Origin of the sequence: Aeromonas dhakensis (genome assembly GCF_002285935.1) — a bacterium.
GTDB lineage: Bacteria > Pseudomonadota > Gammaproteobacteria > Enterobacterales > Aeromonadaceae > Aeromonas > Aeromonas dhakensis.
The window spans coordinates 466,924-487,715 of sequence record NZ_CP023141.1 but is presented as its reverse complement, the minus strand read 5'-3'; the positions used below and the strand labels follow the sequence as shown (position 1 = coordinate 487,715).

Here is a 20,792-nt window from a genome sequence, read left to right as displayed (position 1 = left end):
CGGATAAGAGAGGAGGGATTATGCGTGCATTGGTGACAGGATGTGGCCGTCGGCTCGGTTTCTATCTGTGCGAACAGCTGGTGGCGGCAGGCTGGCAGGTAACCGGCAGCTATCGCAGCGAGCGACCGGAGCTGGCGCGGTTGCGGGCGCTGGGGGTGACGCTGGTGCAGGCCGACTTCAACCGGGAGCAAGAGGTGGGCCGGCTCATCGAGGTGCTGGCCTCCCAGCCAGATCTGGCGCTGGTGATCCATAACGCCTCGGCCTTTGAGCCGCAGGCGAGCGAGCCGGCGGCCCAGCTGGCCCAGTTTGATCAATTCTACCGGGTGCACATGGCGGCCCCCTTCCAGCTCAACCGGGGGCTGGCCCCTCAGCTGGCGCGCCATCCCAACGCCAGCATCATCCACATCACCGACATCTATATCCACGCCCCGGCGCCCCAGTTCGCCAGCTATGTGGCCACCAAGGCGGGGGCCCATTCGCTCGCCATGAGCTTTGCCCGCGAGCTGGCGCCGGCCATCCGGGTCAACACCATAGAGCCTGGCCCCATTCTGTTTCTCGACGAGCATGGGGATGAGTGGCGTGAACAGGTGCTGGCGAAGACGCCGCTGGCGCGGGAAGGGGGGCTGGCGCCCATCTGGCAGGCGGTGCAGTTGCTGATGCAGAACGACTACATGACCGGGGCCAGCATCCGGGTGGATGGTGGCCGCGGTCTGGCCGTCATCTAGCCATCAACAGGGGATGGCCATGTCGCGCTGCAGGGCGACGGGGGCCAGGCCGACCAGCCCCTCCTCGATCACCTTGCCTGCCATCAAGCGAGTGTGTAGCGGCAGGGTCACCTTGGGGTCGTGCACCTCTCCTTTGCCGTAGAGTTCTGCCAACAGCTCGTCGAGATAGGCGTCAACCCGGGCGGCGGAGAAGTCGTCGTCCTCGCTGCTGGCCAGGATGTCGATGTCCAGCGGGCGGTCCCGCACCTTGCAGTGCGGATCGCTGCGATCCCGGCCGTGGGCCAGCTCCATGGCGACGAAGTGTGCCTTGAGTCTGGGCTGAGCCAGCTCGCTCTCGGCGACAAACAGGCAGTTGAGAAAGTCATGGCTTGAATGCATGCCGACCGGCTTGGTCTGGATCACCGAACTGAGCCGCAGGCGGCCAAAGTGGGCAAGCAGCTCGGCCACTGCCTGGCCGACATGCTGGTGGGGGTCAAGATTCGACCCTATGCTACACAGATAGAACATGTCATCAGTCCTTTGATAGGGCTCATCTGAAATTCTTACACAGCTCACGGTTATCGGCTTAACTATGCATTAACATCTGTTTGTCTGTTGTGATCAGGCTCTATCATCTTGGCAAGAAAGGAGATTTGCATGAGTGTGGAACTGAAATGGGCACTGCTGACCGCCTCGGGTGCGTTGGCCATGATCCTGATTATCTGTGTGGTATCCGTGGGTCTGGCATGACCCCGGAAGAGAGCATGAACCGGCCTTCTGGCCGGTTTTGCTTTTTGGGGGAGTGCGGATATGCTGACCCACCCCAGATGAAGTGAGACCGCACAAGATGACCAAGGTACGCCCACGCTCCCTGCTGCAAGTGGTATTGATGGGGTTCGTCCTGGTGTTGATGCCGCTGGGTGGCATGATCTGGCATGACAGCCAGGCCCTCGACCACCTCAGCCAGTTGACCAGCGACGAGCTGGAGCGGGCGGTGCGCGATACCCGCCGGGCCACTCTGCTGACCACCCAGGCCATCGATCTTGAGCGCACCCTGCGCCGTTATGCGGTGCTCGGGGATGAGCGCATCCTGACCAGTTACCAGCAGCAGCTGGCGAGCTACCGCGACCAGCTGGCCGCCCACCAGAGTTCCATTCCTGACGCCGAGGCCTATGGCGGCATCGAGCAGGCCCTCGTCTGGCTCGACAGCCTGCAGGATCTCGCCCGTGCCAAGGCCGAATCCAACAGCCCCAAGTTTGACGAGTTCAACGAGGCCAACCAGCAGCTCGAGATCATCACTCGCAGTCAGGTAGACGATCACGTCAGCAAGGTGCGGGCCACCATCGCCGCCCTGATGACCGAGATCTGGTGGGTCAGCGGTTTCGTGGCGGTGCTCAGCCTGCTGCTGGTATTGCTGTTTACCTACCTGATCATCCACCCCGTGCGTCAGATTGAGTCGCGGATCTTGAGTCTGGGGGCCGGTGTGGAGCCGGACAAGCGGCCGGTGGACGGGCCGGCCGAACTGGTGCTGCTGGGGGAGCGGATCGGCTGGCTGCACGACAAACTGAAGGAGCTGGAACAGCAGAAATACCAGTTCCTGCGCCACGTTTCCCACGAGCTGAAGACCCCGCTGGCGGTGCTGCGGGAGGGGGCGGATCTGCTCTCCGAGCAGCTTGTAGGGCCGCTCACCCCGGATCAGCAGGAGATCTGCCAGATGCTGGAGGAGAACAGCCGGCGCCTGCAGACCTTGATCGAGCGGCTGCTCGATTTCAACCGGCTCAGCCAGCAGGAGGTGTTCACTTTGACGCCGGTGGCACTGGCGCCCCTGCTGTCAGAATTATCTGCAGAATACCGGCTGGCGCTGGAATCCAAACAAATCAGTGTACACTTGCCGACCGATCCGATCACGCTGAAAGCGGAGCCATATCGCTTGCGGCTGATCCTCGATAATCTGTTCTCCAATGCGGTCAGCTACGGCGCCAAGGGAGGGCAGATCTGGATCCGCGCCGGGCAGGATGGCAACGGCAGCTGGCTGGAGGTGGCCAACGAGGGGCCCGCCATTCCCGTGGCCGAACGGGAGCGGATCTTCGAACCCTTCGAGCAGGGCAGTATTGTGCGCCAGGGCTTGCTGAAAGGTTCCGGAATGGGGCTCTCCATCGCCCGGGAATCGGCGATGAGCCTTGGCGGCGAGTTGGTATTGGTTGAAGATGAACAGGCGGATGTCTGTTTCCGGTTGACGTTGAAGTGAAGCCCAAGATGAAACAATGTGTTGTTCCGGTATTGATGATGAGCCTGCTCACAGGCTGTTCCCTGCTGCCAGCGCGTGACCCGGCGGCGTCGCCGGATCTCGCCCTCGCCAAGCGGATGGAGTTTGCCAACAAGGAGATGCAGGTGCGCCTGCAATACTCGGACTGGCTGCTGGCCAGCCATGCCCAGCAACGGGCCCAGGAGCGCCAGCGCCTCAAGGGGGCTACCGACCTCGAGAGCAGGGTCAGCCTGGCCATGGTCAATACCCACCCGTCCGAGTCGGTGGCCAGCCGGCGAGCCGGTCTGGACAAGCTCAAGAGCCTGCTGCCCGAGCTCGGCCTGGATGCCCAGGCCTTCCTGCGCAGCTGGATTGCCCTCGGCGAGGAGCTGCTGGCCCGTGACAGCCGGCGTGACGATCAGAGTCAGGAGGTGCAGCGTCTGCGCCGCCAGATCGAACAGCTCTCCGCCATCGATGAACAGCTCAATCAGCGCAAGCTGAACGGCAACGGCGAGGCGCTGAAATGAGTCGCATCCTGCTGGTTGATGATGATGCCAGCCTGCTCAAGCTGATGAGCATGCGTCTGCGCAGCCAGGGTTATGAGGTGGATACCGCCGACAGCGCCGAAGGGGCGCTGGACCGGTTGCGTCAGCAACGGGCCGATCTGGTGCTGAGCGACTTGCGCATGGCCGGCATGGACGGGCTGGCGCTGTTCGAGCGGATCCAGTCCCAGTGGCTGGGGCTGCCGGTCATCATCATGACCGCCCACGGCACCATTCCCGATGCCATTCAGGCGACCCGCTCCGGGGTATTCAGTTTTCTGACCAAGCCCATCGACAAGGACGAGCTGTTCGCCACCATAGAGCATGCGCTGAGCCTGACGCGCCCAAAGCAGCGCCAGGAGTGGCAGTCGCTGATCCTGACCCGCAACCCGCAGATGGAGCAGTTGCTGATCCAGGCCAGCAGCATCGCCACCATGGAGGTGCCGGTGCTGATCATGGGCCCTTCCGGTTCCGGCAAGGGGGTGATGACTCAGGCGCTGCACCAGGCCAGTAGTCGGCGTGATCAGCCGCTGTATGTGATCAACTGTGCCGCGCTGCCCTGGGCTGCGCTGGATCTGCAGCTGTTCGGCGAGGATGGCCAGTCCGGCCTGTTTGAGCAGGCCAAGGGTGCGACCCTGTTTCTTGACGAGATAGGGGATCTGTCGGAGTCGCTGCAGGCCAAGCTGCTGCAGGTATTGCAGGAGTACGGCCAAGGCACGCCTGAGGTGCGGGTCATCAGCTCCAGCCATCAGGATCTGGTGGCGGCGATGGAGGAGGGGCGCTTTCGGGAAGATCTCTTCTATCGGCTCAACGTGGCCAACATCACAATGCCACCCCTCAGTGCCCGCAGCGAGGATATCCCCTTGCTGGCCAGGCAGGCGCTGGACGAGTATCGCAGCCGACACGGCGAGTGCGCCGCCCTCGGCTTCTCGCCGGAGGCGCTGGCGCTGCTGGCGGCGGCGGCCTGGCCCGGCAACGTGCGCCAGCTCTACAGCGTGGTGGAGCAGCTGGCCAGCCTCTGCTGCAGCCCGGTGATCGGCGCAGTCATGGTGGAGTCTGCCCTGAGTGGCGGCAGTGGCGGCATCCCCTCGTTCAACGAAGCGCGGGCCGAGTTCGAGAAGGAGTATCTGATCCGGCTGCTGCGCACCACCGAGGGCAATGTCACCCTGGCGGCCAGCATGGCGGGCAGAAACCGCACCGACTTCTACAAGCTGTTGAACCGGCACGGCATAGAAGCGGCGAACTTCAAGTCGAAGGGATAAATGACAGAGGGGCGGCCCGTCGATGACGGGCCGCCCCTCTGGTTTTAGACCGGATCGGTCACGTTAGGCCGGTTCAAGCCGGGTCGGTGACGCCCGCCGTGGCCTGGGTTTTCTGGGTTTTATGGGAGAGCCAGAGGCCGCTCGCCTTCATCAGGTAGCCGAACAGCGCACCTATCACCAGGGATGGCAGGATCAGTCGCCACTCTCCCGCCGCTCCGAAGGTGGCGCAGCAACCGGCGAAGGTGCCGGGAATGTAGGAGAGCCACTGCTGCCTGGCCTGCACGCACATCAGGGTCGCCACCACCCCGGTCATCAGGTAGCCCGCCACCCCGGCGCCCCACCAGGCGTCGCCATGGATCAGCAACAGGGCCCACAGCATGCCGCTGGCATTGCACAGCAGGGTCTGCAGCAGCGCCTTGTAGCCGCCGCTGGAGGCGAAGTAGCTGGTGCAGCCGAGGAAGCCGACCCAGGAGATGAGGCCGAGGGTGACGGCGACCCAGCCCCAGACGGCGGAGAGGATCCCGGTCGTGATGGCGATGGCGATCAATGGGCTCATGGCGTGACTCTTCAGTAGTGAAATCCGGAAAAAGGGGAGCCTACCCCGCGCAGGGGGGGCGGCAAGCAGGGGCGGAATTGTGTGTGATCTGCATCACTCATTTCAACTCAGGAATACGCTTGCGCTCGCGAAAAAAATTCATGGTGAGGCGGTCGTGTCTGCACCATAGTTAGAGGCCCTGTCCTGCTCATGGAGTGAGTCTGATGGTGCCAAATGTGATCGTTCCCCTGCTGGTGTTCGTAGTGCTGTTTCTGGTCGGAACCATGGCCAAGGCACTGCCCCTCTATCAGTTCATGTAATTTTCCGTGAAATAAAACTCGGCCGGGGCGGGTCTTATGATTGTTACCCTCATCGCCCCGGGAGTTTTTCCATGTTGCTCAAGCGCCGCTCTGCCCATCACCCCACCGAACAGGACGTCACGCCGGAAGCCGTCTATCAGGATCGTCGCCTGATCCTGAAAGGGCTGGGGCTCGGCGCCGCCACCCTGGCGTTGCCGACCCAGGCCGGGGTGCTCGATCTCTTCTCTGGCGACAAGCCGGCACCGGTCGCCACCCGGGCGCTCAACATCCACGCCGCCGCCCGGCCGGAGGGGCTGATCCTCACGCCGGAGGAGAAGGCCACCACCCACAACAACTTCTACGAGCTGGGTACCGACAAGGGGGATCCGGCCCGCAACGGCCACTACCTCAAGCCCGAGCCCTGGACCCTGAAGGTGGAAGGGGAGGTGGCCAAGCCATTTACCCTGGATGTGTGGGATCTCATCAACAAGAGCACGCTGGAGGAGCGTATCTACCGGCTGCGCTGCGTGGAGGCCTGGTCCATGGTGCTGCCCTGGAGCGGCATCGCGCTGGCGGATCTGATACGCCGGGCCGAGCCCACCAGCCGTGCCAGGTTTGTGGCCTTCGAGACCCTCTATGATCCGGAGCAGCTGCCCGGTCAGGCTTCCCGCTCCCTCGGCGGCGGCATCGACTATCCCTATGTCGAGGGGCTGCGCATCGACGAGGCGATGCATCCGCTCTCCTTCCTGGCGATGGGGCTCTACGGCAAGGCGCTGCCAGCCCAGAACGGCGCGCCGATCCGGCTGGTGGTGCCCTGGAAGTACGGCTTCAAGAGCATCAAGAGCATCGTCTCCATCCGGCTGGTGGAGGAGATGCCACCCACTACCTGGAACCTGCTGGCCCCCAACGAATACGGCTTCTACGCCAACGTCAATCCAGCGGTGGATCACCCGCGCTGGAGCCAGGCCAGCGAGCGCTTCATCGGCGAGGGGGGCATCTTCGGCGCCAAGCGCCAGCCGACCCTGATGTTCAATGGCTATGCCGACGAGGTGGCGTCCCTCTATCAGGGCATGGACCTGCGCAAGTGGTATTGAGACGAGAGGAGCTGACATCATGACTCTGCGACTGACGGCGCGTCACATCACCTTGCTGCGGGCGCTGGTACACCTCGCCTCGCTGGGGTTTCTGCTCTGGCTGCTGGTGGCCGTGCCCGGCGGTCTGCTGGGAGGGGATCCGGTACAGGGGCTGACCCACTATCTGGGCAAGGGGGCGCTCAATCTGCTGTTGATTACCCTGCTGGTGTCGCCGCTGGCCAAACGCTGGCGGCAGGGGCCGCTCATCAAGCTGCGCCGCCCGCTCGGGCTCTGGTGCGCCGCCTGGGCCGGTCTGCACTTTATGGTCTGGCTGGGGCTGGATCTGCAGTTTGACTGGCGGCTGATTGGCGGCGAGTTGGTCAAGCGCAGCTATATCGTGGTGGGGATGGTGGCGCTGCTGTTGCTGCTGGCGCTCAGCCTCACCTCGATCCCGGCCCTGCTGCGGCGCATGGGGCCGGCCTGGCAGAAGCTGCACAACTGGATCTACGCGGTGGCCCTGCTGGTGCCGGTGCACTACTGGTGGTCGCTCAAGAGCGGCTGGCAGGAGCCCCTCATCTACCTGTTGCTGGCCTGCGCCCTGCTGGTGCCGCGCCGCGACAAGCTGCTGCGCCCCTGGCGCCGGCTTCGGCCGCAGAAACTGAGGGAAGCATGAGGCAGGCAAGCGGCATTACCCTGACAACCCGCCATAAAAAAGAGGCCTAGTCGGCCTCTTTTTTGATGTCACCCGTATGGGCGTCGACCAGGAGTCGTACCCGCTGCCCCTGGGCATCCAGGGTTTCCACCTCGAATTTGTCCCCTTCCAGCTCCACTTCCCGAATGTCGTGATACCCTTGGGCCACCAGCAGCTTGACCAGCCCGGCCATGTCGAGACGGCTTTCGGCCGCCCAGCCGAGGGTGGAAAAGAGGCAAAGGATCAGCAGGAAACTGCGTCGGATCATATTCATTCCGGATTCATGGCTGGCAGACTATAAACGGCATTATGTTAGGTTTTGGGAGATGAATCATCCATGAATAGAGCCCTGTCTCTGCTTGGGTTGCTGCTGCCGGCACTGGCACAGGCGGCCACGCCGAACGAGGCCTTGCTGCAACAGGCGGTCAGCGAGGGACGGGTGCGCCCCTTTCATGAGGTGATGGAGGTGGCTTCTCGCCTGCCGGTACGGGTGCTGCGGGTCGATCTGGGGGAGGAGGACGGCATCTGGCTGTACGAACTCAAGCTGATCGACAGCGAGAACAGCGTCATCAAGGTGGGCTATCGGGCCGACAATCTGGAGATGGTGTGGCTCAAGGGCCATCATCTGGAGCGGCTGTTCGAACCGCGTCCGCCCCCGGAAGAGGAGTAACGGCGTGAGCCCGCGAACCCACCGTCCGGTTCGTCCCCCCAACCGCTGCCGGTTCCGGCACAACCCTGCTTTGGATACCCATTTATGCGAATTCTGATAGTTGAAGATGAGAAGACCCTGGCTGGCCAGCTGGCGGAACAGCTGCGCCTGTCCGGTTTCGTGACCGACCTCTGCCACGACGGCAACGAGGCCGGCTTTCTCGGCGAGACCGAACCCTACGACGCCATCATTCTGGATCTCGGTCTGCCGGGGCGCGACGGCCTGAGCGTGCTCAAAGAGTGGCGCAGCAAGGGGATCGACACCCCGGTGCTGGTGCTGACAGCTCGTGGCCAGCTGCACGAGAAGATCGAGGGGCTCAACGCCGGGGCCGACGACTACCTCACCAAGCCGTTCCAGGTGGCCGAGCTGGTGGCCCGGGTCCATGCCCTGGTGCGACGGGCGGCGGGCAACGCCAGCTCGATCCTGGAGATCGGCGGAGTGCGCCTGGACATGGCGGCGTCCCAGGTGTGGTACGAAGGCACCCCCATCAAGCTGACCGCCCACGAGTTCCGGGTACTCGGCTATTTGATGCAGCACAGGGGCAAGGTGGTGTCGCGCAGCGAGCTGATCGACCACATCTACGCCCAGGATTTCGACCGCGACTCCAATACGGTGGAGGTGTTCATCGGCCGGATCCGCAAGAAGACCCACGCCGATCTGATCGAGACGGTGCGCGGCCTCGGCTACCGGATCAACGAATGAGCCTGATCTTGATGCCCTTTTGCAGCGGAGCGGCTGAATGAGGCTGGTGCGTACCCTGCGGGGGCGGCTGGTGGTCATCGCCATGGTCTGGTGCGGCCTGTTCCTGTTCGCCACCGGCTTCAGTCTGCAGACCATGATGCGCAACTACTGGCAGGAGGCGGAGGCCGACGGCCTGCGCCTGCAGCTCTACGATCTGCTCTCCCGCCTCGAGATCCAGCCGGATGGCCTGCCGGTGGTCACCGAACCCATGGCCGACCCCCGCTTTCGCCAGCCCTACTCGGGTTACTACTGGCAGCTGGAGCTGGGGGAGAGCGTGGTCAGCCGCTCCCGCTCCCTGTGGGATGTGCACCTCGACGTGCACGGCCTGAAGTCGGCCTTCGGTGATCCGGATCTTTTCGTCGGCAAGGGGCCCAACAAGGAGCCGCTGCTGATCATGACCCGTACCGTGCTGCTGCCCGGTTCGGATCGGGTGTTCACCCTGGTGATGGCCAAGGACAGCAGCGCCTTGACCCAGACCCTGAAGAAGACCCGCATCAGCCTGTTCCTCGGCCTCGGCTTTGCCGCGACCGGGCTGGTGCTCGGCTTCATGTTCCAGATCGTCTACGGCCTGCGGCCGCTGCACCTGTTGCGCCGCGAATTGAGCCGGGTTCATCAGGGCCATCAGGAGGGGTTCCGGCTGCGCTATCCGCTGGAGATCCAGCCGTTGGTGGAAGACATCAACCGGCTGCTGCACCACTACGGCGAGCTGTTGCAGCGGGCCCGCTCCCACACCGGCAACCTGGCCCACGCCCTCAAGACGCCGCTCAGCATCATGCGCAATCAGGTGGCCCAGCTGCCACCGGAGGATCAGGCCGCCCTCGGCGAGCAGCTCGATCAGATCCAGCGCCACATCGACTACCACCTCGGCAAGGCGAGGGTGACCGGCGCCGCCAAGATCCTCGGGGTGTCGACCCCGGTGCGGGCGCGGGTGGAGTACATCTGCCGCGCCTTCTCCCGCCTCTATCCGGGCCGGGAAGTGGACCTGCAGGTGCCGGCCACCCTGGCGGTCGGGGTGGAGGAGCAGGACTTCGACGAGATGGTGGGCAACCTGCTGGAGAACGCCTTCAAGTGGTCGGCCGGCCGGCTGCGCATCTCCAGCGCCGAGCTGGGGGGCTGGATCACCCTGCGCATCGAGGATGACGGCCCCGGCATGAGCGAGGATCAGATCGCCAAGGCGGTGCTGCGCGGGGTGCGCCTCGACGAGAAGGTGCCGGGCTCGGGCCTGGGTCTCAACATCGTCTCCGATCTGGCGGAAGCTTACCGCGGCAGCCTCATCATGGGGCGCGCCGAACTGGGCGGGCTGGCGGCTTCCCTCTCGCTGCCCAAGGTGGCAAGAGTGGAGAGCTAGGCATAAGATATGGCACCTGTTTTAGCCTGAGGAAGAGAACCATGACCGATGATCCATGGGCACTGTGTCACCTCGACGATTCGTTCGATGCCTCCGTGCTGGGCACCAAGGGGGCCCAGATCCAGTGGTTTGAGGATCGCGACAGCCTGATTGCCTTCCTGCTGGAAGATTTCGTTGACCTGCTGGCCGACGTGGGCGAGCTGGATGAGGATCAGACCGAGCGGGCGCGCGAGCGCTTCACCCTGCTGGTGGAGCAGAGCTTCGACGATCGCGGCCTGATGGACGCCATCAACGATCTCGCCTCCGGCCTGCGCCGCATCGCCTGGCTGGGGCCGCTCTCCGAGCTGGCCGAGCTGAGCGATGACTTCGCCTCCGGCCTGCGCCGCTACTTCTGGAGCCAGTACGACGGGGATGAAGATGACCCGGATGCCTGGGTGCCGGAAGAACTCTGGCCTCAGCTGGTGGAGTGTGCGGAAGAGTACATGGTGGAAGGGGACTTCTGATTCTGAGCCCTTGTCCGCGCTCTGGCTGCAAAGCGGGTGGCGTGTGCGTAAGAGTAGATGGTTGAGGGTGGCTTCCGAGTCACACCACAAACCTAGATAAGAAAACGGCGCCTTGATGGCGCCGTTTTTGTTGCTTACTCGTCTGCTCAGGCGTTGGCCGGCACCGCGTGGGCGGTGTTGACCGGGGCCGGGCCCTGGTACTTCTCGATCTGCAGCTGGGCCATGTGACCGCAGTTGCCCTGCGCCAGGCTGGAGGTGCCTTCGTCGAAGGTGAGGCAGTTGACGTTACCGTTCTTGCACAGGCTCCCCGCCTCGCCCGGTTTGGCCGGATCGAACCAGGCCCCTTCGCACACCCGCACCACCCCCGGACGGATGTCGGTCGAGAGCAGGGCCCCCACCAGGATCTGGCCGCGGTCGTTGAAGGCCCGCACCAGATCGCCATCCTGGATGCCGCGCGCCTTGGCGTCGTCCGGGTGGATCAGGATCGCCTCGCGATCGGCGACGGCGAACTTGTCCCGCAGCGGGGTGTTGTCGAGCTGGGAGTGCAGCCGCTGGGTCGGGTGGGAGGTGTTGAGCGACAACGGATAGCGGGTCGCCTCCTTGCTCTTGATCCACTCCTTGGGTTCATACCACTTGGGATGGCCGGCGCAGTCGGCATAGCCCATGCCGGCCACCGTGCTGGAGAAGATCTCGATCTTGCCGGACGGGGTCCCGAGCGGGTTGAGCAGCGGGTTCTCACGGAAATCGGCGTGACGGATCCACTGGCGGTTCGCCTCGGGCACCGGGAAGCGGATGTAGTTGTTGGACTCCCAGAACATGTTGAACGGCGGCAGCGCCACCCGGGCGCCGCGGGCCTGGGCGGCCATGCCGTCGTACATCTGCTTGAGCCACAGCATCTCGTCCTTGCCTTCGGTGTACTGCTCCTGCAGGCCCAGCTTGGCGGCCACGTCACGGAAGATGTCGAAGTCGTTGCGCGCCTCGAACTGGGGCGGCACGCACTGGTGCATCGGGAAGACGTAGCGCTGGGAGTAGTCGCCGCCCATCTCCAGATCGTTGCGCTCGTAGCTGGTGGTGGCCGGCAGGACGATGTCGGCGTGCTTGGCGGTGGCGGTCCAGTAGGGCTCGTGCACGATCACGGTCTGCGGCTTGCGCCAGGCCTTGACCAGGTTGTTGGTGTCCTGGTGGTGGTGGAAGGGGTTGCCGCCCGCCACGTAGACCAGCTTGATGTCCGGGTAGGTCACCTTGCGGCCGTTGAAGTCGATGGTCTTGCCGGGGTTGGCCAGACAGTCGGCGATGCGGGCCACCGGGATCGGCGCCGGCCCGTTCTTCGGTGCATTGCCGGCGGAGATGCCCGCCAGGATGCCGCCCTTGGCGGTGGGGCTGCCACCGGAAGAGTAGTGGTAGCTGAAGCCGTAACCGCCGCCCGGCAGGCCGATCTGGCCCAGCATAGCGGCCAGGGTGACCAGCATCCAGTTGGGCTGCTCGCCGTGCTGCTGCCGCTGCATGCCCCAGCCCGCCATGATCATGGTGCGCTTGGACGCCATGTCGAGGGCCAGCTGGCGGATCACCTTGGCATCGACGCCGCAGATGGAGCTTGCCCACTCGGCGCTCTTCGGCTGGCCGTCTTCCTTGCCGAGCAGATAGGTGAGGAACTTGTCGAAGCCGGTGGTGTAGCGGTCGAGGAAGGCTTGATCGTGCTTCTGCTCGCTGTAGAGGGTGTGGGCCACCCCCAGCATCATGGCCACGTCTGTGTAGGCGTTCGGTGCAATCCACTCGGCCCCGGCCAGCTTGGCGGTTTCGTTGTAGACAGGGTCGATGCTGATGATGCGGGTGCCTTTATCTTTCAGCGCCTTGAAGCCGGCCTGACCCTCGTGATCCGGCATGTTCCAGCTGTTCTTCAGGGTGACCTGGGCGTTGACCCCCCACAGCACCACCAGTTCGGCGTGCTCGATGACGTTGGGCCAGGCGGTCTGCTGTTCATATACCTCGATGGAGCCCATCACGTGGGACATGATCACCTGGGCGGCGCCGGCGGAGTAATCGCCGGCATAACCGGTGAAGCCGCCCGCCAGGTTCATCAGGCGGTGCAGCAGGGTGCGGCTGTTGTGGAACATGCCGACGCTCTTCCAGCCGTAGGAACCGGCGTGGATCGCCTGCGGGCCGAAGTCGCTCTGCACCCGGCTGATTTCGCCGGCCACCAGGGCGATGGCCTTCTCCCAGCTCACCCGCACCCACTCGTCGGCGCCGCGCAGCTCGGGCTTGGCCCCTGGGCCCTGCTCCAGCCAGCTCTTGCGCACCATGGGGTACTTGATGCGGTTCTTGGCGTGGACCTGGAACGGCGCCATGTCGATGAGATCGTTGGGGGCCGGATCATCGGCCACCGGCTGGACCCGTACCATGCGGCCCTCTTCGACGATGGCCTCGAAAGCCCCCCAGTGGGCGCCGGTCAGGATGCCTTTCTGGGCCGGCACCAGGGTCGGGAACTGTTCAAGGGCCGTACTGATGGCCTGGGCCAGCGCACTCTTCGGGAAGACACCGGCCAGCAGCGGCAGGGCGGCGCAGGCGCCGAGCCCCTTGAGCAGGTTGCGGCGGGAGAGATTGGTTTGCTTATCGGTAAAAAAAGTCATGACGATTTCCTCTGTGCCAGCCTTAGTGCGCCGCGTTCATGTCACTGGCATGTTTCTGGACGTATTGGGTCAACATGCGTGCCTGTTCCGGGGTCAGGGAGGTGCGTGATTCCATCCCCTTGATGACGCCGATCCACTGGTTGGCGTTGAAATGATCCAGTGCGGTGAGGCCGTGGCAGCCGGTACAGTTGTTGGACATCAGGGTGGAGGCGTACTGCCACAGCTTGCCCTGATCGCCGATGAGCTGGCTCTGATCCACCCAGGCGGTCAGGCTGACCTGATGCCAGGTGAGGTTGGTGGCGCTGTCGGTTTCGCTCTTGCCGGTGGTGAGCTGCGCCTTGGCCTTGTCGCCGAGCAGGGTGCTCAGGATGCGCTTGCCGGGGGCGGCGTAGAACACCTCGCTAACCCCGTCCTGCTGCCAGCCGTCGATGCGCACCTGGGCACGGCCGTTGTCGTTGGCCAGCACTTCCACCTGGGTGGAGGGCATCAGGGTGCCTTCGTCAGTCTTGGCGCCGGCATCCAGATAGAGCGGGGTGGTGGCGATGGCGTAACGGGTGGTGACGTTGGCCGGGGTCTGGGCGGCGGCTTGCGCCAGCTCGCTGGCACCGGCGGCGGCCAGGCCGCTCATGTCGGGCATGATGTGGGCGACGCCGCGGTGGCAGTCGATGCAGGTCTGGCCCTCCTTGATGGCGACCGGGTGCTCTGCGCGGGCGTTGGGGCGCTGAGCCAGGATGTCCATCGCCGCGTAGCTGTGGCAGCTGCGGCAGGTAGCGGAGTCGTTGACCTTCAGCTCGTCCCACACCGACTGCGCCATGCGCAGCTTGTGGGCCTCGTATTTCTCCGGCGTGTCGAGGGTGCCGATCGCCTCGTGATAGATGTCTTTCACGGCGCGGATCTTGGTCCACAGATAGGAGGTGGGATCACCCGGAATGTGGCAGTCGGCGCACTCGGCGCGGATGCCCTTCACGTTCTGGAAGTGGACGCTGCCCTGATACTCGGCCAGCGGGGTCTGCATGGAGTGGCAGGAGACGCAGAACTCGGTGGAACTGGTCTTGTGCATGACGGTCACCGTGACCCCCAGCGCTGCAACGCCCAGCAGGGCTCCAAGCAGCAGTAGCCAGAACCAGGTTTTTCTCAACAGTTTTCCAAGCATGACGGCGTTTTCCTACGTTCAAATATTACCAATATAGTAGTATCCATGGAGAGGTAGTTGATTGACCTCTATCATGATTTATATTTTGTATTGTTATTTTAAATGCAATTATTATTTTGTTATTTATCATTTAACTGAATTTAATTTAACATCCTGCGATTTTACCGTCTTTTTGCTCCTCGTTTGAGGCGTAATTGATGCCGCTGCGCCACTTTCTCTCCACTTTTTATCGTTGGGCCATGACTCCCTGCTCCCTTCTCTTGCCTGTGCAGTAGCCTGTCGTCTCGCGCCGGGCAGGGGCTTGGGCTTTGCCCTGGGCCCGGTATATACTGTTCGCATATACAGTGTTTAGGTGTTTGCCATGCGACTCTTTATCGCCGAGAAGCCCAGTCTGGGGCGCGCCATTGCCGACGTGCTGCCCAAGCCCCACAAGAAAGGGGAGGGCTTCATCGAAACCGCGCAGGGGGATGTGGTGACCTGGTGCATCGGCCACCTGCTGGAGCAGGCCGAGCCCGATGCCTACGATGCCGCCTACAAGCAGTGGCGCATGGAATCCCTTCCCATCATCCCGAGCCAGTGGCAACTGGTGGCCAAGCCGAAGACCAAGACCCAGCTCACCGTCATCAAGCGCCTGCTCAAGCAGGCCGACTGCGTGGTCAACGCCGGTGACCCGGACCGGGAGGGGCAGCTGCTAGTGGACGAGGTGATCGATTTTCTCGGCTATGGCAAAACCCGGCCGGTGCTGCGCTGTCTCATCAGCGATCTCAACCCGCCGGCAGTGCGCCGCGCCCTCGACAAGCTCAGAGACAACAAGGAGTTCGTGCCGCTGGCGGTATCGGCGCTGGCCCGCAGCCGGGCCGACTGGCTCTACGGCATCAACATGACCCGCGCCTATACCCTGCTTGGTCGCAAGGGGGGCTGCAGCGAGCTGCTCTCGGTCGGCCGGGTACAGACACCGCTACTGGGGCTGGTGGTAAGGCGGGATCTCGAGATAGAAGCCTTCGTGCCCAAACCCTTCTTCGAGGTGCTAGCCCATCTACAGACCGAAGGCAACGAGCGTTTCAGCGCCAAGTGGCTGCCTTCCGAGGCCTGCCTGCCCTGGCAGGACGAGGAGGGGCGGGTGCTCAGCCGGGCACTGGCCGCCAAGGTGGTGGAGCGGATCCAGGGTCAACCCGCACTGGTGGAAGAGGTGGAGGAGCAGGCCCGCAAGCAGGCGGCGCCGCTGCCCTACAACCTCTCCAGCCTGCAGATCGATGCCGCCAAGCGGTTCGGCATGGACGCCAAGCGGGTGCTGGACGTCTGCCAGAGCCTCTATGAACGGCACAAGCTCATCACCTACCCCAGATCCGACAGCCGCCATCTGCCGAGCGAGCACTTCAATCGGGCCGGCCAGGTGCGGGAGGCCATCGCCAGCACGGCGCCGGCGCTGGCCAGGGCGGTAAGCGAAGCGGACGGCAAGATCCGCAGCAAGGCGTGGAACGACAGCAAGGTGGATGCCCACCACGCCATCATCCCCACCGAGAAGCACGGCAACGAGGGGAGCCTGAGTGGCGATGAAGCCAGGCTGTATGGCCTGATTGCCCGCCAGTATCTGCTGCAGTTCTACCCGCCGTTCGAGTACAACGACAGCAAGGTGCTGCTGCGCATCGCCGGCGGGCAGTTTCAGGCCAAGGCGCGGCGGATCCTCAAGGCGAGCTGGAAGGCGCTGCTGGGGGTGGAGGAAGATGACGAGGAGGAGGCGGGAACCCTGCCTGCCCTGCGTCAGGGCGAGCAGCTGCTGTGCGAGCGGGGGGAGTTGCTGGAGAAGATGACCCAGCCCCCCAAGTCGTTCACCGATGCCACCCTGCTGGCCGCCATGACCGGCATCGCCTGCTACGTGCAGGATCCCGAGATCCGCAAGACCCTGCGCGAAACCGACGGCCTCGGCACCGAGGCGACCCGGGCCGGCATCATCGACTTGCTGTTCAAGCGCCGCTTTCTGGTGCGCCAGGGCAAGAGCATCAAGGCGACCCCGACCGGGCGGGCATTGATCCAGGCCCTGCCGGCCACGGCCACCACCCCGGACATGACGGCGCTGTGGGAGCAGCACCTCGGCCGGATTGCCGAGCGGCAGGCGAGCTATCAGCAGTTCATGGGGCCGCTCACCGAGCAGTTGAACGGTTTGATCGACGGCGCCAGGCAGGATTCGGGGGCCAGCTTCAGCGCCCTACCCAAGGCGGCGCCCGGGGCCGACAAGCGTCGCTTCACCAAACGCAAGCGCAGCCCGGAGAGTGGTGGCACGACGGGGGCAGGCAAGCGGGGGAGCAAGCGGCCAGCCCGGGCCGCCTGATAAAAAAACGCCCCTGTCGGGGCGCAAAAAGGCATTGTCGTCAGGCGTCGGCCAGTCTGGCGCGACTCAAATTCAGGTAGTGCCAGGCAACGCCGAGCAGCACCAGATCCTTGAAAATGAAAAACTCGGTGACCGGCACTCCGTCGACCAGCTTCCAGACGCCCGGCAGGGTCAGCAGAAAGCTGAGGGTCACGAGGAAGGTCAGGATGGCCCCCAGGCTGCTCCAGTAGCCCAGACGTGGCCGCCACAGGCCGACAATCAGGCCGCAGGCGATCAGGATCTCGACCAGCCCGATCAGATTGGAGACCGCCTGCTCCGAGAGCACGGCATAGAGCCAGCTCATCAGCGGGTGGCTTGCCACCAGCGGCCGGATGGCCGCCGCCTCGGTCGGTGTGAACTTGAACACGCCGATCCAGAGCAGGGTCAGTACCACCCCCGCGAGGGCGATCAGAAAACCTCGGTCATGGCGTTCCATTTCTGCTCCTCTGTCAGGGGGTGAGCGTGACGGGCGGAAAGTCGATGTCGGTTTCCGCCAGATGATTGCCGTAGTTGGTCAGGGTATTGATGACCACCTGCCCCAGCACCTCCATCATCAGCTCATCATCCACGCCCGCCGCCCGGGCGGCGGCCAGTTGCGCATCGCTGATGACGCCGCGCTGGGTGACCAGGGCGACCGCTAGCTGCAACAGGGCGTGATCGAGCGGATCCGTCGCCTGGGCGAGACGGGCAGCCCGGATGGCGTCGTCATCGAAACCGGCCCGGCCAGCCAGCAGGGTGTGGGCCGACAGGCAGTACTGGCAGGCGTTGGCCTGACCGATGGCCAGTGCCAGCAGCTCCCGCTGGCGGGCGCTGAGCCGCCCCTTGCCCAGCGCGTCGGCAAAGCCGAGCAGACCGTTGAGCAGGGCCGGTGAGTGGGCCAGGGTTGCGTAGAGGTTGGGGACCATGCCCAGGCTGCTTTTAAGAGCGGCGAAGGTGGGGGCGGCTGCCGGTTTGGGCTGCACGACGGCGTGAATGCGACTCATGATGTGCTCCTGTTTGGGTTGGGTACGGGAGACACTATGCCGGTTTTAATGGTACGGTTTATCACCCAGAGTCCATCATTGACTACCAGGCGTCTCAAATATGGATCCACTCTCGATATTGCTGGCCCATGCCGCTCCCCAGGCCAGTCTCTTTTTCGCCGGCAACCTGTGTCAGCACTCTCACAGCAGCGACTATCCCGCCGGCGGCCATCTGCACTTGTTGCGCCGTGGCGAACTGCTGCTGCGCGAAGAGGGGGGTGAACCCCTGTTGCTGACCGAGCCGACCCTGATCCTCTACGCCAGGGGGCAGGCTCACAGGCTCGAACCCCGCCAGCTGGCGGGCTGCGACCTGGTGTGTGCCAGCGTGTCGTTCGGGCCGGCAGGAGACTCACCACTGCAGCTGGCGTTGCCGGATACCTTGGTGCTGCCGTTGCAGACGATCCCGGCCATTGCGCCGGTACTGACCCTGCTGTTCGAGGAGGCCTTCGCCGAGCGTTACGGTCAGCCGCCGATCCTCTCCCGTCTGCTGGAAGTGCTGCTGATCCTCTTGCTGCGCCATCTGGTGGAACAGGGGATCTGTCGGCAGGGGATGTTGGCCGGTCTCTCCGACCCGCGACTGGCACGGGCCATCGCGGTCATGCATCAGCGCGGGGACGAGCCCTGGACGGTGGCGACCCTGGCGCGGGAGGCGGGCATGTCGCGCGCCCGCTTCGCCGCTCATTTTCAGGCGCTGACCGGGCAGACGCCGCTGGACTATCTGACGCGCTGGCGGATGGTGCTGGCCAGTCAGCAACTGCTGGCGGGGGAGTCCATTACCCAGGTGGCGCTGGGGGCGGGGTACAGCGGGGGCACCGCCTTCGGGCGGGCGTTCGAACGGGAGTTTGGCATGAGTCCGGGGCGCTGGCTCAAGGCGCGGCAGCGCGAGTGACCGGGGCCGCGATGGGCCCCGGTGTCATCAGCCGGTGTAGACTGTCTCTTCCGGGTACTTGATGCGGGTTTCGACCGGGCGAGCCAGCATGAAGGCCAGAGTGAGCGGGCCGAGACGACCGCAGATCATCACCAGCACCAGGATGAGCTTGCCAGGCTCGCTCAGGGTGGCGGTGATGCCGGTGGAGAGCCCCACGGTGGCAAACGCCGAGATGGTCTCGAACATGATCTTGTCGAAGGGCAACTGCTCGGTGAGCATCAGCAGGAACATGGCCAGCATCAGCACCATGGTGCTGACCATGATGATGGCCAGCGATCGGGTCACTATCTGGGACGAGAGGGTGCGGCCAAAGGCGGTGACGTGGGGGCGCTTGGTCAGAAACGCCTTGGTCGCCAGCAGCACCACCGCGAAGGTGGTCACCTTGATACCGCCACCGGTGGAGGTGGCACCCGCCCCGATGAACATCAGCATCATCAGGAACAGCAGGGCGGCCGGGGTCATCAGGCCGATGTCGATGGTGTTGAAACCTGCGGTACGGGCGCTGGCGGACTGGAAGAAGGCCGCCAGCCACTGGCCGCCGAAGGAGACCTTGCCGAGGGTGCCAGGGTTGTTGTGCTCCAGCAGCCAGAACATCAGGGTTCCCAGCAGCAGCAGGCCCGGGGTCATGATCAGCATCAGCTTGCTGTGCAGCTTGAGCTTGCGCCAGCGGCGGTTGCGCACCAGATCGACGATGACGGTAAAGCCGATCCCGCCGAGGATCAGCAGACCGGCGATGGTCAGGCTGATGACGGGGTCGTCCCGGTAGTCCATGAGATTGTTGGCAAACAGCGAGAAGCCGGCGTTGTTGAAGGCCGACACTGCGTGGAAGAAACTGACGTAGAGGCCGCGCTCCCACCCCATCTCGGGCACCCAGCGAATGGCCATCAGGGCGGTGCCGATGAGCTGGGCGATGAAGGCGAACAGCACGATGCGCTTCACCAGCTGAATGATGTTGACCGAGCCCTCCTGGCCCAGCGCCTCCTTGGCCAGCACCTGCTGGCGCAGGCCGACCCGTTTGCTGAACATGGCGATGAGCAGCAGGGTCATGGTCATCTGGCCCAGGCCGCCAATCTCCATCAGCATCAGCAGGAAGATCTGCCCCTGCAGGGTGAAGGCGGTACCGGTGTCCACCACCCCGAGCCCGGTCACGCTGATGGCCGAGGTGGCGGTGAACAGGGCATTGATGAAGCTCACCTGGCCGTTGTGGCTGGAAGGCTGCACCAGAAACAGGGTGCCGATCAGCAGGATGACCAGAAAACTGCCGAGGATCAGCTTGGCTTCACTCCAGCGGGACTCGTCTTCCCGCTGCAGGGCAAAGGCGTAGCTGCTGCGCCAGCGGGTCATAGGGTTTCCAGCCAGTGGTCGATGGCGTGCTTGTTGCCGGCCAGGATCAGGATGTCACCCAGCTGCAGCTCCATCTTGCCGGTCAGCACGTTGTGCAGGGTTTCGCCACGCTTGATGGCGAGCAGCTGGAATTCGCTCTGCTGCAGCAGATGGAAGTCGCTGAGGGCCCGACCGTTCAACTGCAGGCCGATGACGAACTCGGTCAGCACCATGTCGTGACCCAGCTCCAGATAGTCGAACAGCCGGTTATCCAGCATGCTCTGGGCGACCCGACGACCCATGTCCCACTCCGGATTGATCACCTTGTCGGCACCCACCTTTTGCAGGATCTTGGCGTGGAACTTGTCGCGCGCCTTGACCCAGACCTTCTTCACCCCCGCCTCCTTGAGGACGAGGGTGGTGAGTATGCTGGTCTCGAGGTTGTCACCGATGGCGACGAAGACGATGTCGAAGTCGGCCAGGCCCAGCTCGGCGACGGTGGCCTCGTCGGTGGCGTCGGCCACGATGACGTGGTTGCAGAGGGTGGCGATCTGGCGGGTCTTGCTCTCGTCGATGTCAATCGCCAGCACCTCGGCATCCTGGCGCTGCAGCTCTTCACACAGCGCGCTGCCAAACAGCCCCAGGCCGATGACGGCAAATTGGTTGTTCATGAGTACTTCCTCAAGAGTCGGAGCGGGATACTCTACTCCAGCTATATG

22 protein-coding genes are annotated in these 20,792 nt (G+C 64.0%); 13 read left to right on the top strand and 9 right to left on the bottom strand.

Going from position 1 to position 20,792, the window contains the following annotated elements:
• The first annotated feature begins 20 nt into the window (after nucleotides 1-20).
• Nucleotides 21-725, top strand: a complete 705-nt coding sequence (locus tag CK627_RS02565) for an SDR family oxidoreductase (RefSeq protein ID WP_017779306.1) — start codon at nucleotides 21-23, stop codon at nucleotides 723-725.
• A gap of 3 nt (nucleotides 726-728) precedes the next feature.
• Here the strand turns inward: CK627_RS02565 and CK627_RS02560 are convergent, their stop codons facing one another.
• Nucleotides 729-1,232, bottom strand: a complete 504-nt coding sequence (locus CK627_RS02560) for a 2-amino-4-hydroxy-6-hydroxymethyldihydropteridine diphosphokinase (protein ID WP_005306412.1) — start codon at nucleotides 1,230-1,232, stop codon at nucleotides 729-731.
• Between the two features lie 129 nt (nucleotides 1,233-1,361).
• Here CK627_RS02560 and cydH point away from each other — a divergent pair, with 129 nt between their 5' ends.
• The 4 genes from cydH (at nucleotide 1,362) to CK627_RS02540 (ending at nucleotide 4,753) form a co-directional block, all read left to right on the top strand.
• The gene (gene cydH / locus CK627_RS02555; protein WP_005306410.1) at nucleotides 1,362-1,454 is read left to right on the top strand and encodes a cytochrome bd-I oxidase subunit CydH; all 93 of its coding nucleotides are present in this window, start codon (nucleotides 1,362-1,364) and stop codon (nucleotides 1,452-1,454) included.
• 97 nt (nucleotides 1,455-1,551) lie between these two features.
• Nucleotides 1,552-2,952, top strand: a complete 1,401-nt coding sequence (locus CK627_RS02550) for a sensor histidine kinase (RefSeq protein WP_017764804.1) — start codon at nucleotides 1,552-1,554, stop codon at nucleotides 2,950-2,952.
• A gap of 8 nt (nucleotides 2,953-2,960) precedes the next feature.
• Nucleotides 2,961-3,476, top strand: a complete 516-nt coding sequence (locus CK627_RS02545) for a hypothetical protein (RefSeq protein ID WP_017764803.1) — start codon at nucleotides 2,961-2,963, stop codon at nucleotides 3,474-3,476.
• The gene (locus CK627_RS02540; RefSeq protein ID WP_095591605.1) at nucleotides 3,473-4,753 is read left to right on the top strand and encodes a sigma 54-interacting transcriptional regulator; all 1,281 of its coding nucleotides are present in this window, start codon (nucleotides 3,473-3,475) and stop codon (nucleotides 4,751-4,753) included. Before CK627_RS02545 ends, CK627_RS02540 begins: the two co-directional genes overlap by 4 nt.
• Nucleotides 4,754-4,826: 73 nt before the next feature.
• Here the strand turns inward: CK627_RS02540 and CK627_RS02535 are convergent, their stop codons facing one another.
• A complete protein-coding gene (locus tag CK627_RS02535) occupies nucleotides 4,827-5,309 on the bottom strand; it encodes a DUF1097 domain-containing protein (RefSeq protein WP_005306399.1) in 483 nt (160 codons plus the stop codon).
• A gap of 370 nt (nucleotides 5,310-5,679) precedes the next feature.
• Here CK627_RS02535 and msrP point away from each other — a divergent pair, with 370 nt between their 5' ends.
• Entirely contained in the window at nucleotides 5,680-6,681 is a 1,002-nt protein-coding gene (gene msrP, locus CK627_RS02525; protein ID WP_043170622.1) for a protein-methionine-sulfoxide reductase catalytic subunit MsrP, read from the top strand.
• Between the two features lie 19 nt (nucleotides 6,682-6,700).
• The gene (msrQ, locus tag CK627_RS02520; protein ID WP_095591604.1) at nucleotides 6,701-7,333 is read left to right on the top strand and encodes a protein-methionine-sulfoxide reductase heme-binding subunit MsrQ; all 633 of its coding nucleotides are present in this window, start codon (nucleotides 6,701-6,703) and stop codon (nucleotides 7,331-7,333) included.
• A gap of 46 nt (nucleotides 7,334-7,379) precedes the next feature.
• Here msrQ and CK627_RS02515 read toward each other — a convergent pair whose 3' ends face one another.
• Nucleotides 7,380-7,625 carry a PepSY domain-containing protein gene (locus tag CK627_RS02515; RefSeq protein WP_010635834.1) on the bottom strand — a complete coding sequence of 82 codons (246 nt, stop codon included), beginning with the start codon at nucleotides 7,623-7,625 and terminating at the stop codon, nucleotides 7,380-7,382.
• Between the two features lie 63 nt (nucleotides 7,626-7,688).
• Here CK627_RS02515 and CK627_RS02510 point away from each other — a divergent pair, with 63 nt between their 5' ends.
• The 4 genes from CK627_RS02510 (at nucleotide 7,689) to CK627_RS02495 (ending at nucleotide 10,652) form a co-directional block, all read left to right on the top strand.
• Nucleotides 7,689-8,021 (top strand): PepSY domain-containing protein, encoded by a 333-nt coding sequence (locus CK627_RS02510; protein WP_011707718.1) that lies wholly within the window; start codon nucleotides 7,689-7,691, stop codon nucleotides 8,019-8,021.
• An 84-nt stretch (nucleotides 8,022-8,105) separates the two neighbouring features.
• A complete protein-coding gene (locus tag CK627_RS02505) occupies nucleotides 8,106-8,762 on the top strand; it encodes an AHA_4052 family stress response regulator transcription factor (protein WP_005306366.1) in 657 nt (218 codons plus the stop codon).
• 37 nt (nucleotides 8,763-8,799) lie between these two features.
• The gene (locus CK627_RS02500; RefSeq protein ID WP_005306363.1) at nucleotides 8,800-10,149 is read left to right on the top strand and encodes a sensor histidine kinase; all 1,350 of its coding nucleotides are present in this window, start codon (nucleotides 8,800-8,802) and stop codon (nucleotides 10,147-10,149) included.
• A 41-nt stretch (nucleotides 10,150-10,190) separates the two neighbouring features.
• Nucleotides 10,191-10,652, top strand: coding sequence for a hypothetical protein (locus CK627_RS02495; protein WP_010635837.1), 462 nt, complete (start codon nucleotides 10,191-10,193; stop codon nucleotides 10,650-10,652).
• 146 nt (nucleotides 10,653-10,798) lie between these two features.
• On the opposite strand, the gene torA is transcribed toward CK627_RS02495, so the two are convergent.
• Nucleotides 10,799-13,279: a trimethylamine-N-oxide reductase TorA gene (gene torA / locus CK627_RS02490; protein WP_095591603.1), complete on the bottom strand. Its 2,481-nt coding sequence runs from the start codon at nucleotides 13,277-13,279 to the stop codon at nucleotides 10,799-10,801.
• A 22-nt stretch (nucleotides 13,280-13,301) separates the two neighbouring features.
• Entirely contained in the window at nucleotides 13,302-14,432 is a 1,131-nt protein-coding gene (locus tag CK627_RS02485; protein ID WP_095591602.1) for a NapC/NirT family cytochrome c, read from the bottom strand.
• 361 nt (nucleotides 14,433-14,793) lie between these two features.
• Between CK627_RS02485 and CK627_RS02480 the strand changes: the two genes are divergently transcribed.
• Nucleotides 14,794-16,761 (top strand): DNA topoisomerase III, encoded by a 1,968-nt coding sequence (locus CK627_RS02480; RefSeq protein ID WP_095591601.1) that lies wholly within the window; start codon nucleotides 14,794-14,796, stop codon nucleotides 16,759-16,761.
• A gap of 40 nt (nucleotides 16,762-16,801) precedes the next feature.
• Here the strand turns inward: CK627_RS02480 and CK627_RS02475 are convergent, their stop codons facing one another.
• On the bottom strand, nucleotides 16,802-17,236 hold the full coding sequence (locus CK627_RS02475; RefSeq protein ID WP_095591600.1) for a DUF417 family protein: 435 nt from the start codon (nucleotides 17,234-17,236) through the stop codon (nucleotides 16,802-16,804).
• A 13-nt stretch (nucleotides 17,237-17,249) separates the two neighbouring features.
• Entirely contained in the window at nucleotides 17,250-17,783 is a 534-nt protein-coding gene (locus CK627_RS02470; protein WP_005306347.1) for a carboxymuconolactone decarboxylase family protein, read from the bottom strand.
• Nucleotides 17,784-17,883: 100 nt separating this feature from the next.
• Between CK627_RS02470 and CK627_RS02465 the strand changes: the two genes are divergently transcribed.
• Nucleotides 17,884-18,711, top strand: coding sequence for an AraC family transcriptional regulator (locus tag CK627_RS02465; RefSeq protein WP_095591599.1), 828 nt, complete (start codon nucleotides 17,884-17,886; stop codon nucleotides 18,709-18,711).
• 27 nt (nucleotides 18,712-18,738) lie between these two features.
• On the opposite strand, the gene CK627_RS02460 is transcribed toward CK627_RS02465, so the two are convergent.
• On the bottom strand, nucleotides 18,739-20,094 hold the full coding sequence (locus CK627_RS02460; protein WP_005306341.1) for a TrkH family potassium uptake protein: 1,356 nt from the start codon (nucleotides 20,092-20,094) through the stop codon (nucleotides 18,739-18,741).
• On the bottom strand, nucleotides 20,091-20,744 hold the full coding sequence (locus tag CK627_RS02455; protein ID WP_005306338.1) for a potassium channel family protein: 654 nt from the start codon (nucleotides 20,742-20,744) through the stop codon (nucleotides 20,091-20,093). The genes CK627_RS02460 and CK627_RS02455 overlap by 4 nt, the downstream gene beginning before the upstream one ends.
• Nucleotides 20,745-20,792 lie beyond the last annotated feature (48 nt).